The following is a 12508-nucleotide window of genomic DNA, read 5'->3' on the forward strand; positions in this document are numbered from 1 at the left end:
CCTCGATTCTTTTGTAGCTCACGATTCCCGTATAACCAGAGTCAAGAAAGAACAAAACATCCTATACACGTTTTTTTCATGCTGTTTTACCTATCCACATGTGATATAACAATACAGGTCACAGAAATCATAAAAAGGATGGTGTCAGCCATCCCTTTTGTTAATGGATATGTTATCTGTGTTTGTGGTTAGGCACGCAGCTGTGCGTGTAAATCCTTTTCCAGTGTTTCCAGAATCTTGTTGTGAATTTCATTGATATCCGCATCCTTCAACGTGCGCTCTGCAGATTGGAAGACAATACGCAATGCAATGGATTTGCTTCCCTTCTCCACATGCTCACCGGTATATACATCAAACACCTCTACGTTTTGAATGATGTTTTCCTTATGCAGCTTGCCGTTTTTCTTAATGCTAGTGATGATATCACCAACCTTAACCTCATCCTTAACGACAAAGGCAAGGTCACGGCTGATGGATGGATATTTGCTGACTTCACTGAATTTTACCTTTTGCGGCTTATTCCTCAACAGCACCTCCAGATTGATCTCCAGAGCCACTGTTTCTGCAATATCATAGTCCTGGGCCATTTTTGGATGAATCTGTCCGATGAGTCCAAGCAGCTCTCTGCCCAGATAGACCTCAGCACTGCGGTATGGATGGAAATGCTTTGTATCGGTATGATTTTCCTTGCATACTACACGGCTGCCATGATAGCCGATGCTGTCTAAAAGGGCTTCAACAAGACCCTTCATCGTATAGAAATCAACCTCTACACGATAATTCTGCCACCGGTTTTCCTGTAATGCTCCGCTTGCCGCAACAGCCAGTCGCTCCTCGACATGCCCCTTGCCGTATACATTGCTGATTTCAAACAATGCAATATCCTTTATGGAACGAGCCTGATTATACGCAACACATTCCAGCAGGCTTGGCAGAATGGAATCGCGGACATATTTATGATCCTCACTCATTGGCGCAGCCAGTTCAACAATGTCCTTCTGCGGCATTACCGCATCCTCTATTTCCTTCTGAGAAACTAGAGAATAGGTAACCGCTTCATTATATCCCAAGTCGGACAGCATACTCCTGTATTTTCTTCTCAGCTGCTGACGGCGGTTTAGCGCACCGACTGTGGAAGGCATTTTCGGCATTGTGCTTGGCAGACGGTCATATCCAAGGATACGGATAATTTCCTCTGCAATGTCTGCTTCTATCGCCAAATCCATACGATAGCTTGGAATCTTCACATGAATATCCGCATTGTTTTTCACCGGCTCCAGATGTAAATCATCCAGCACCTTTATGACCTCATCCTCCTGAAAATCCGTTCCCAAAAGGATATTGATCCGCTCCAGATTTACATCGAATTCCACCGGTGTATAGGAATTGCTGCCATACTGCTTCGTTTCTTCCAGTCCGTTCGCATCCGCGTATTCCACCAGCAGCTGTACGGCACGATCCATCGCTTTGTAGGTAGCCATTGGTTCAATGCCCTTCTGATAGCGGACACTGGCATCGGTTCCCAGATTCAAACGACGGCTAGTATTACGGATTGCCACATGGTTGAAGATTGCTGCCTCGATGATGATGCCTTTTGTTGTAGCTTCGATTTTGGAATCATCCCCGCCCATAATGCCGGCAATACCGATCGGCTTGCCCTCAGTGGTAATGACAATATCATCCTCCAGGATGTGATAGGTTTCCCCATCCAGTGCTGTATAATTAAAGTGCTGCTGATCCTTCACCGTGATTTCCTGTGCCGGAATGGCGTCGATGTCATAGAAATGCAGCGGCTGTCCGGTTTCCAGCATTACGATATTACTAATATCGACGACATTGTTGATTGACTTCATCCCGGCAGCCATTAACAGCTCACGCATCCATTTCGGAGAAGGCTTGATTGTTACTGAATTGATCACCTTACCAAGAAAGAGTGGACATTTCTCTGTTTCACTCTGAACGATCAGTCTGCTTTTACCTCCGGTGTTTGCACTTCCTTCCACGTAAGGAAGACTGACCTCTTTATGCAGAATAGCCCCTGTTTCCAATGCCATAGACCAGGCTGCCATGCAGTCGTTACGATTCGGTGTCAGTCCGACATCGAGAATTTCATCGTCGAAGCCAAGATACGCGAGTGGATTTTCATTTCCAACCGGTGCAGCTTCATCCAGCACCTCGATGCCGTTTTTGCTTTCCTCGCTTAACTGATGCGGATCTACTCCCAGCTCCAGTAAAGAACAAATCATACCATTGGATGCCTGTCCGCGGATCACACCCGCCTTGATTTCCCCATCGGGAAGCTTAGCTCCAACGCGTGCTACAATGACCTTCTGTCCTGCCGCAACATTTGGTGCTCCGCATACGATCTGCTCTGTCCTTTCACCAAGATCCACCTGGCATACATGCAGATGGTCAGAGTCCGGATGATCCTCACAGGTCAGCACCTTGCCGATTACCAGATTGCTTCCCTGGCTCATTTTTTCTATTCCTTCCACCTCAAGACCGGCAGAAGTGATTTTATCCGCGATTTCTTCAATACTCAAATCGGATATATCCATATACTGGCTCAGCCATTTTTTACTTATCTTCATATCTGCTTCCTCCTACTCGAACCGGTTGAACGTTTTCAGGAACCGAATGTCATTTGTATAGAAATTACGGATATCCGTGATTCCGTATTTCAGCATGGCCACACGCTCAATACCGATACCAAACGCAAAGCCGCTCAGCTTATCGGCGTCATAGCCTGCCATGGAGAGAACATTTGGATGTACCATTCCGGCTCCCAGAATTTCAATCCATCCGGTACCCTTACAAACCGGACAGCCCTTGCCGCCACACACATGACAGCTGACATCAACCTCAACACTTGGCTCTGTAAACTGGAAATAGCTTGGACGGAAACGTATCACACGTTCCTCTCCGAACATTTTCTGTGCCAGAAACTGCAAAGTTCCCTTTAAATCTGACAGGGTGATATTTTCTCCGACAACCAGTCCCTCACATTGCATAAACTGATGGGAATGGGTCGCATCATCATCATCGCGGCGATATACCTTCCCCGGACAGATAACCTTGATTAGCTCCTTACCCTCCTGCGCAAATTTCTCCAGCTGGCGGGTCTGAATTGCCGTTGTATGTGTCCGCAGTAGCTCCTCTGCGTTTATGTAGAAGGTATCCTGCATGTCACGGGCAGGATGATCCTTTGGTATATTTGCACGTTCAAAGTTGTAAAGATCCATTTCCACTTCCGGGCCTTCCTCCACGGTATAGCCAAGTCCGATAAACAGATCCTCCATCTCCTGCTGGATAATCATCAGGGGATGCGCGTTTCCCAGCTTCGGCTTCTGACCGGATAAGGTAATATCAATTTTTTCATCCTCAATTTTCTTATCCATCTCCAGAACTTCCAATACTGTCTTACGCTGTTCAATAGCATTCGCAAGCAGGGCCTTTACCTCATTCACCTGCTGACCAAATGCCGGACGTTCCTCCTTAGGCAATTCCTTCATGGATTTCATAACTTCCTGAATCGGCCCCTTTTTCCCCAGATACAGCACCCGAAGCTGCTGCAGCTGAGCAAGATCTTCACATGCTTCAATGTTTGTAAGACCTTCTTCTTTAATGCTCGTAAGCTTTTCCATATTCAACTTCCTTTCTGCTTATAAAAAAAGCCACAAGACACAGGAACCCTGGCGGGCGGTACCATCCTGCTTCGTCTTGCGACACACTTACTTTCTGTCATGGATAACCGTCATGGAACGGGGGTGTATTAAACCCACTCACAGGTGAATTCATAAGGCCCTGCAGTATGCTGACTCTCAGTGTGTCATCAGCTCTCCCTGTCCTGCGGTTTCCAGATTACTACTCCTGCTCAACGTTTTCTTTTATTATTATACAAAAATTAAGCATTGTTTACAAGCCTGATTTTGGCTTTTTTCTGCCTCTTCTGTTGTATGCTTTATAACAGATACTGCTTTAATTCCTGCGGATCATCGCTGTATTTTTCCGCGGTATCTCTGGAAACCATACCGTTTCGCACCAGGCGTGCCAGTGCAAAATTCAAGGACTGCATCCCTTCCCGCATGCCTGTCTGGATGATGGAATTGATTTGATGCACCTTATTTTCACGGATCATACTGCTGATGGCATCGGTCCCAATCATAACCTCCAAAGCCGCAACACGCCCGCTGGCATCACTTTTTGGAAGCAGCTGCTGGGTAATGACGGCTTTTAATATACCGGATACCTGCATGCGGATCTGTTCCTGACGGTGTGGTGGGAATACGTCAATGATACGGTCTATCGTTTTTGCAGCACCAATCGTATGCAGGGTGGAGAATACCAGATGACCGGTTTCTGCCAGTGTTACTACTGCCGCAATGGTTTCATAATCGCGCATCTCGCCAACCAGAATAACATCGGGATCCTCACGCATGGCACTGCGCAGCGCCGTATCAAAGCTATCCACATCTCTGCCGATTTCCCGCTGATGGATGAGAGCCTGCTTGCGCTGATACACATATTCCACCGGATCCTCAATGGTTAAGATATGACAGTTTCTTCGTTCATTGATATAATCCATAACAGCAGCCAGGGTTGTTGATTTACCGCTTCCGGTAGGGCCTGTTACCAATACAAGACCACGCGGCTCCATCGCCAGCTGCTTTAGAATATCCGGCATCATAAGCTCATCCAGTGTCAGAATGGTATTGTTGATAATACGTATGGCTGCACACAGCTTATCCTGCTGGCGGTACACATTTACCCTCTGGCGGTTTTCTCCGCGGCTGACATATGTGAAGTCCAGATCCCTTCCCTGCTTGAATTCCTCCATCAGCCGCTCATCGACCATGGATAAAATCATTTCTGTGGTTTGTGTATCATTGATAAAAGCCGGATATTCGCTTAACCTTCCATTTGTCCGGATCATGGCGGGGCCTCCGACATTCAGATGGATATCGCTGCAGCCGTGCTCTCTGGCATAGGCAATCATCCGTTCCAGTAATTCATTCATCATCACACCTCCTAATCGCTGTATGCTGTGATTTTATATAGCTCATCCATGGTTGTCTGTCCATTGAGTACAAGTTCCACAGCCTCATCCTTCAGTGTGTGGAGGTTCTGTGATTTCTTTACATAGGCATAAATTTCATCAATATCACGGTGAGCGGAAATCATTTTACGCATTTCCTTATCAATCAGAATAATTTCATGCACAGCCGTTCTGCCTTTATACCCTGTCTGATTACAATGGTGGCAGCCTGCACCGCGATATACATATTCCACATCGCTTCCCAGTACCTGGCGTTCCATTTCTGTTGTTTTCATTTTTTCCCTGCAATGCGGGCAGATCGTACGCACTAGACGCTGCGATACACTTCCCACCAGAGAGTTGGCGATCATGTATGGCTCGATTCCCATATCCTCCAGACGTACAATAGAGCTGATGGCATCATTGGTATGCAGAGAGCTTAATACCAGATGCCCGGTAATGGCAGCACGTACAGAGATGGATGCTGTTTCGGCATCACGCGTCTCTCCTACTAAAATTATGTCCGGATCCTGTCGCAGTAAGGCACGCAGACCACGTTCAAAGGTCAAACCAGCCATCGTATTGATCTGCATCTGATTCACGCGTTCAATATTTTTCTCAACCGGATCTTCAATCGTGGAGATGTTCACCTGACGTTTTGCCAGGGTCTCCAGAATCATATACAGGGTCGTAGTCTTTCCGCTTCCGGTAGGCCCTGTAATGTAGATAATGCCATGGGGCATCTCCATCATACGGCACATTTTCGCATAATTATCCGCATTCATACCATACTGACGTTCGTTTAATATCGGCGTATTGCTGTTCAGAAAACGCAGAACAGCTTTCTCACCATATACAGTCGGAATTACAGAAACACGAAGATTCATACGGATTCCTTCGATGGTAGTCAGAAAGTGGCCATCCTGTGGAACACGTTTTTCTGCAATGTCCATATTACTGACAATTTTGATTCGCACGATCAGTGACTGATGCAGATTCTTGGCAAGCTGCACATAGTCAACGATCATCCCATCGATACGCATACGCACCATCGTTTTATCTTCAAATGGTTCTATATGAATGTCACTGGCGTTTGCATTGTATCCTCTTGTTAAAAGGCTGTTAAACAGCTTGACTACCGGCGTATCATCCTCTTCTGAGTTGTATAGCTCCGTTTCGTTAAATTCAAAGGAAACAACATTCTCGTTTGCAACGCTGGCAGCTTCCCGGGCCTTGATTTCCGCATAGTAATAGTCAATGGCGCGATCTATTGCGGCTTTCTCACACAGGCAGACGGAGATATTCATGCCGGTTACCAGACGAACATCCTCAATACCGTAGAAATTCAGCGGATCACTTGTGACAATCGTCAGCCGCCCATTGTTTTCACTGATTGCAATCAGGTTATATTTCTGTGCCAGTGTTTTTGGTATTTTCGCGACAGCATCTACTTCTATTTTTTCTTCGTTCAGATCGACCATTGGCTCATTCAGCTTATCACTGAGTGCTTTCAGCATCTGGTTTTCGCTGATGAATCCCAAATCAATCAAATGCTGACCAAGGCGTTTGGATCGATCCTTTTTCTGTTCTGCCAGTGCCCGCTGCAGCTGTTCTTCATTGATATAGCCGTATTCCTTCAGCACTTCACCTATTGGTATGTTTTTCATATCTTCACATCCTTTTGATTTTAACTGTAACTTTGACATGTTACAGAGACTTTTGTATTTTGTAATAATTCTTCTATACTTTCATACCCTTTAGACCATCCTGAGTTTGCAGTTGAAGGAACCCATATACCATCTATTCGCTGAAGTGCCTGATAAAATAATTTTTTACCATTTACTGTATATGATATTATATCACCTTTAAAATACGTTCCATTTGTATTCCAAGCTTCATCAATTTTCTTCCAGTAATTTCTAGCTGTACCTCCTGGCGCCCATCCGTTATCAGCCTGTGCATCAGGTTGCAAAGGAGTTGTATAAACATAGCGATACCACTGACCTGGAGTTTTTGTATCCTCAACATAATCTCCGGGCTCTATAACCTGTCCTGCATTCCATTGCTTTTCTGGTCCTGAACATCTTGCTTTTTCCCCACCAACAGTCCAATTGCCTTCCTGGTCATTATCTACTTCACAAAAATCTTTACTCTTATGTTCCTCTATAATCACTTTCAATTCCGTACTACTTAGTTTATGCCATTTATTCTTATCATTATCAGGAGAATTATTACTATTATTGATATCCTCTTTTGCTTGATAATAGGTGTTTGTAATTCGGTAAATAACAACATCCTCATTTTTATAGCTGGCCCCTTCCACCCAATAAGGAGGATTTACCGGTTTCCATGCATTTCCCTCATTATTCAAAGGGTCTTTCCCATTCTTAGCATCTTTAACAGCACGATAGGTCACCCCCAGATAATCAACAAAATCTCCCTGTTTATAATCATAATTTGCAAGCCATGTTCCCTTATTATTACCTGTCTCATCTGGTTTCGTAACAGCTTGATCTCTGCACCTTAACTCATCATATACGGTGCCCTCAAACGTAGGATCATCATAATCGATATCCGGATATTCATAATCAGGATCATCCACGATTTGCAATGAGCCATTTACCTTATAATAAATTTTATAGCCTGCTTCTGCCTTATCATGGTCTGATATATCAACTTGTTTGCCCTTTATACCAGTATTAACAATAGCTTCCCCTTTTTTATCCTTTGCTTTAATATTCACCAGCTCCAGAGTAGAAGCTGTTTTATAAACCTGCTTTTCATTATCAGCAAAAGCAAAGGTTAAGTCTAAACGATAATTATCAATATAGCATTTCGCAGATATTTTCAAATTTCTTCCTCTATAAAAATCTTCATTATATACAGAAGCATCATCCTTTACAAGCTGATTTTTATCATTCACCGAAATCCAATGCCAGTCATCAGATGTATCAGGTTTCTGAGTTGCTATTTGTACTTCACTTGCATAAATCAATTGTCCTCTCACATACGATGAAATAGCATCTACGGCCTGCTTTTCATAATTACTTTGTGCTGTCTGATTAAAATACCCCATATTATTCAAAAGCAGACCACCTGCAATTACCATTAAAATAGAAGACAGCAATAGAACTACAATCACTTCAATCAATGTCATACCTTTTTTATTTAATTGCATTCTCGCCGCCTCCTTTTTTATCATCAATTCACATTCTTCCACATTGAATCTGTATTGTTTTTGTTATATTCTGCATTTATATCCAGTACTTTCCACTTGTTTTTAGGATTCTTTATAATGTCTTTCATATCTGCCCAAGATTTGATATAGCCGTTATTCTTCACATCATACAGCACTTTTCCATCCAGTGAAGAAAAAACAACCTTGATTCTATAAGAGTCTTGATCACAATAATACCATAGATCATTATCATAATCATAAATAATATAGAGATAATCATCAAAATCGATATTTGTATCAACTAACGCATTCCTTTGATTTAACATGATTATGAGACCACCATGATCATGCTGATTATCTCCCTTTTCAATTTCCCACGGATAGTATGGAAAAACATAGACATCCTGTGCTCCTAGCTTCGAGCGATAGCTATTAGGAAGAAGTGTCTTAGGGAACGGTATCCATTTTGAGGACATTGCAATCTGAACCGATTTCAATGAAGCATTATAGGAATTCCCTTCTTCCATATTTACGTAATCATCCTTTGCTTTTTTTATTAAGTTATAAAATTTATCAACCTCTGTTTTGAAGGCTTTATATATAGATGTATCTTTTACTTTTTCCTGATTCCCCGGTTCCTCCATTACTCTTAAATGTACTTTATTATCCCCTTTTATATTTAGCACAGATATATCCCTTGAAACAGGTATGCTTACCTTATCCGAAGAAACAGTATACATTACCTTATCTGTATTTATTTGGATATTCTCTATAATATCTTCCTTCTCTGTTTTTTCAGCATAAGACAGTAGTCTATCACTGTTATTTTTTACCGTACTAGAATTACCCATAATTCTTAATACTGCAGAAAAGCCTCCAAAAAGCGTAAGACTGGCAATGGAAAGAATTGTTAATGCCGCAATCATTTCAATTAAAGTCATACCTTTTTTATTCATTTCCATCACCTCTTTCTTTAATCAACACATCTTTCTGGTATAAAATATTTCTTTTTGAATGCTTCCCAATTGAGTAATTCATTCTCTGGCACTTTTCCATCAACTAACGTACCTATAATTTTCAATGTTTCAATTTTACTTCCATTCATTTCAGTCACATTATACCAATGACCATCTTCAACATTAAATATCATATAGGCTTCCCAATCACCATTATTCATACTATTTCTATCATTTGCGTATACAAAAGATAATTTTTTTCCATCAGAACAATACGTTTTCATATAGAAGGTTTTGCCTTTAAAATTTTCTGGTAAATGAGATGCAGCGCTATTAACAAACATAGGTATTTGACTTTGATAAATCCCATAGTAAAGATAGGAACGCATCCAATCATTATTATAGTAACCAATATTTGCATATTTTTCCCAACTATCTCCAAACTGATTTATCAATCTGTTTGTTATGTCAGGATCCTTTTTCAAATACTCTTTCAGTATGGCATTTCCAGAACAAGCTGCTTCATAAAGAGGTGTTAAATGAGACATCATAATCTTCGCATTCTTGATATTGATATTCTCCTGAACGTCTGCTCCCTGCCCCTTATAGTATTTTAAAAGCTGCCATTTTTTCAAATCTCCGGTTCTTCCCAGCTGCATATCCGCATTTACTGTATCTGTCTGACCTGCATAATCAACAGTGATGCTTACTGTTAACTTTCCTCGTATATCTTTATCCTTATCAACCTCAACACGGGCTATCTTAGCCTCTGTTACCGTTCCCAGATTCGCATTTTCAGGTAAATCTATATTCAGAGGCGTTGACTGGTTAACTTCCTCTGGTATCATAGAAATATAATCCTCATTATCCAGTTCTATTTTCTCTACAATATTCTGTATAACACCCTTTGCTGTTAAATAAGCCTGTCGTCTATTATTGTTTTGTACACTTCGATTATAGTAAGAATATGAAATACCCAATGCAGCTGCCACCGTAATCATCAGCACCATGATTACCGTAATTGCCCAAAGCAGTGCAGAGCCTTTTTGATTTCTTTTCATATTCTCACCTCTCTTTTTATATCATGAACAGTTTAAATGTAATGGTTGTTGTCTGATCCTCATTCTCCTGGGAATATGTCACTCCGGAAACCTTTAATGACTTTGTTGTTCGCACATCATCGATCAGAGTCTGAACATCCGCAATAGCACCTGACACACTTAAATTCACATTATAAACCTTTATCTGTGTATTACTCTTTGCATTTGTAGACTTTTTCTGCTGCAACTCGTATTCTGTATAACTCATAATAGGCTCTTCATCCGCATCTGCGATACTAAGACTGACAGGAGTAAGCCCATGCTCTATAGTCATAGAGGTAATTAGATTATCGACATCTTCCTTCTTCATATCCTCATAAAACTTATTCTTAATATTTTTCAATTCCTCAGAAGTTTCCTTCAGCTTTTTATCCAAATCTCCATAATCGATGATGGAAGCCTTCGCTGACTGCAATTCAAGCTGTGCTGTATCATAATCTGCTTTCAGACTGTTATGCTTTTCCAGTGCCGGCATAAGCATCCAAAACACTCCTCCGGCAAAAATGATAATACATAACAATACATACAGCATAAATTTTTCCCGTTTTGTTAATGTCTGCATAAATTCACCTACTTCAGTTTACAGAGAACAGTAGCTGAATATACTGTTGTCGTCTGTTTATTCGTTTGCGTATTCGTCTCGTTATTCTTATTCAATAAATCCAGCAGCTGCTGTGCGGCAGATTCTGCATCATCCTTCTTTTCTGTATCAGTATTCGTTTCCGTTTTCTGTGTATCCGTATTCTGTTCGGTTGCCCCTGCAGTCTGTGTCTCTTTTTCAGACTGCGCATATCCGGAATAGTCAACCGCTTCAAATATCTTACTTTTCTTTAATCTTCTAACAAACTGCTCGGTATCCTCAGCTGTCAGAGATTCCACCTGAAGCGATACGATCTGTGTATCCCTTTGATAGGATAAAGATACGACAGATGTACTCAAATCAGAAGCAATCAGAATCTGGTCAAAGGTATTTTGACTAAGCTGCGGGTAAGACTGAATATCCTTGTGCAGTGTCTTATACTTTTCTACATCATTCATCGCCTTCTGCAGGGACTGGTATTTTTCCAAATCCGGATCCTCCGCAATCTGCTTCTGCACCTGCTTCAGTTCCTCCTTTGCAGCAGCAATATCGGAATTAAGTGTATGATTCTGATACGTCAGACTACCAAACCATGTCAGTAAAATAACTGCAGCACAAATTGGAAATGCCAGGTATTTTAACGTTTTGGCATATGGTGAAGCTTCTTTTTTCTGTTTATAAACTTTTAATAAATCAATATCTTTGTTTTTCAACCCGTTTTGAAACATCCCATACACCTCACTTTCTAATCAAACAGCCTACCGGAAATACATAATCATGTAAATGGAAATCATTATAGGACTGTGCTGTAACATAGACAATTTTTGAATCCGGGAATTGCTCTGCCTGCATGGACAGATTTGTCCGTATACTTTCAAACACCATGCGTTCCTCCGCATCATCCAGTCCACAGAAGTAAGCTATCTCAATCGGATACGGACTTTGCTTGGATTTACTAAACTGAATCAGCTGTGATATATTACTGTTCATTTCAGATATGAAAGCCTGTGTCCCACGCTCTGAAAAAAGTCGCGTCCTATTCGAGAAGGTGTAATGATTTTTTTCAAACAGATATGAAGATACATTATTGCCATCCAGCACAGAAACAATATAGGTCTTGTTATCCAGATCAGCCAGCTCCTGTGTCAGCTTATGCAGTGCATTTATGGAGATATCCATGCTTTTCAATTTGATTTCTGCACTTTCAAACAGCTCTATATAGCTTGTTAAGAGCTTTCTCTCAGCGGCACAGCACAGAATCTCTCCGCCCTTTTTATTCTCATCCGCAAACGCCGATTGAAGTACACTGTAATCATAAACAAGATCTTCATAGCTGCCGTCAATATCGGATAACTCATCCCTGGCAACCTTCATCAATTCTTTTTTTGATAGCTGAGGAACCTGGATATTTTTCACCAAAATCTGCCCGCTGTCAATAACAAGCCTTGCTTCCTTTACACCATTTTCATGAAGCTCCTTCAATATTTCCAGTATGGAAGAATCATCCGTTATGACACCATTGATCATCGCGCCTTCTTCCAGAGGATATTCATGAAATGCTTCTATTTTTATCATATCCTTTTTATCACATGAACCGTATATCATTTGTACTGCATGTGATGAAATATAGATTACATATTCTTTTGCCATAAGATTCTC

10 protein-coding genes are annotated in these 12508 nt (G+C 41.6%); all 10 read right to left on the bottom strand.

The window, feature by feature from the left end:
* Nucleotides 1-188 precede the first annotated feature (188 nt).
* A complete protein-coding gene (gene pheT, locus GKZ87_12085; protein QSI26175.1) occupies nt 189-2591 on the bottom strand; it encodes a phenylalanine--tRNA ligase subunit beta in 2403 nt (800 codons plus the stop codon).
* Nucleotides 2592-2603: 12 nt separating this feature from the next.
* Nucleotides 2604-3644, bottom strand: coding sequence for a phenylalanine--tRNA ligase subunit alpha (gene pheS, locus GKZ87_12090; GenBank protein QSI26176.1), 1041 nt, complete (start codon nt 3642-3644; stop codon nt 2604-2606).
* 317 nt (nt 3645-3961) lie between these two features.
* On the bottom strand, nt 3962-5017 hold the full coding sequence (locus GKZ87_12095; GenBank protein QSI27950.1) for a PilT/PilU family type 4a pilus ATPase: 1056 nt from the start codon (nt 5015-5017) through the stop codon (nt 3962-3964).
* Nucleotides 5018-5028: 11 nt separating this feature from the next.
* Nucleotides 5029-6702, bottom strand: a complete 1674-nt coding sequence (locus tag GKZ87_12100) for a type II secretion system protein GspE (protein QSI26177.1) — start codon at nt 6700-6702, stop codon at nt 5029-5031.
* Between the two features lie 20 nt (nt 6703-6722).
* Nucleotides 6723-8213, bottom strand: a complete 1491-nt coding sequence (locus tag GKZ87_12105) for a prepilin-type N-terminal cleavage/methylation domain-containing protein (protein ID QSI26178.1) — start codon at nt 8211-8213, stop codon at nt 6723-6725.
* Nucleotides 8214-8236: 23 nt separating this feature from the next.
* The gene (locus GKZ87_12110) at nt 8237-9169 is read right to left on the bottom strand and encodes a prepilin-type N-terminal cleavage/methylation domain-containing protein (GenBank protein ID QSI26179.1); all 933 of its coding nucleotides are present in this window, start codon (nt 9167-9169) and stop codon (nt 8237-8239) included.
* Nucleotides 9170-9186: 17 nt separating this feature from the next.
* Nucleotides 9187-10230 carry a hypothetical protein gene (locus tag GKZ87_12115; GenBank protein ID QSI26180.1) on the bottom strand — a complete coding sequence of 348 codons (1044 nt, stop codon included), beginning with the start codon at nt 10228-10230 and terminating at the stop codon, nt 9187-9189.
* 16 nt (nt 10231-10246) lie between these two features.
* The gene (locus GKZ87_12120) at nt 10247-10831 is read right to left on the bottom strand and encodes a hypothetical protein (GenBank protein ID QSI26181.1); all 585 of its coding nucleotides are present in this window, start codon (nt 10829-10831) and stop codon (nt 10247-10249) included.
* An 8-nt stretch (nt 10832-10839) separates the two neighbouring features.
* Entirely contained in the window at nt 10840-11577 is a 738-nt protein-coding gene (locus tag GKZ87_12125; GenBank protein QSI26182.1) for a hypothetical protein, read from the bottom strand.
* A 10-nt stretch (nt 11578-11587) separates the two neighbouring features.
* Nucleotides 11588-12499 carry a hypothetical protein gene (locus GKZ87_12130; protein ID QSI26183.1) on the bottom strand — a complete coding sequence of 304 codons (912 nt, stop codon included), beginning with the start codon at nt 12497-12499 and terminating at the stop codon, nt 11588-11590.
* Nucleotides 12500-12508 lie beyond the last annotated feature (9 nt).

Source organism: Erysipelotrichaceae bacterium 66202529, assembly GCA_017161075.1.
Lineage (GTDB): Bacteria > Bacillota_I > Bacilli_A > Erysipelotrichales > Erysipelotrichaceae > Clostridium_AQ.

Bases quoted from the DNA above. Each gene is read 5' to 3' on its own strand.
- pheT (QSI26175.1), bottom strand. From the start codon at position 2,591: ATGAAGATAAGTAAAAAATGGCTGAGCCAGTATATGGATATATCCGAT.
- pheS (QSI26176.1), bottom strand. From the start codon at position 3,644: ATGGAAAAGCTTACGAGCATTAAAGAAGAAGGTCTTACAAACATTGAA.
- GKZ87_12095 (QSI27950.1), bottom strand. From the start codon at position 5,017: ATGAATGAATTACTGGAACGGATGATTGCCTATGCCAGAGAGCACGGC.
- GKZ87_12100 (QSI26177.1), bottom strand. From the start codon at position 6,702: ATGAAAAACATACCAATAGGTGAAGTGCTGAAGGAATACGGCTATATC.
- GKZ87_12105 (QSI26178.1), bottom strand. From the start codon at position 8,213: ATGCAATTAAATAAAAAAGGTATGACATTGATTGAAGTGATTGTAGTT.
- GKZ87_12110 (QSI26179.1), bottom strand. From the start codon at position 9,169: ATGAATAAAAAAGGTATGACTTTAATTGAAATGATTGCGGCATTAACA.
- GKZ87_12115 (QSI26180.1), bottom strand. From the start codon at position 10,230: ATGAAAAGAAATCAAAAAGGCTCTGCACTGCTTTGGGCAATTACGGTA.
- GKZ87_12120 (QSI26181.1), bottom strand. From the start codon at position 10,831: ATGCAGACATTAACAAAACGGGAAAAATTTATGCTGTATGTATTGTTA.
- GKZ87_12125 (QSI26182.1), bottom strand. From the start codon at position 11,577: ATGTTTCAAAACGGGTTGAAAAACAAAGATATTGATTTATTAAAAGTT.
- GKZ87_12130 (QSI26183.1), bottom strand. From the start codon at position 12,499: ATGGCAAAAGAATATGTAATCTATATTTCATCACATGCAGTACAAATG.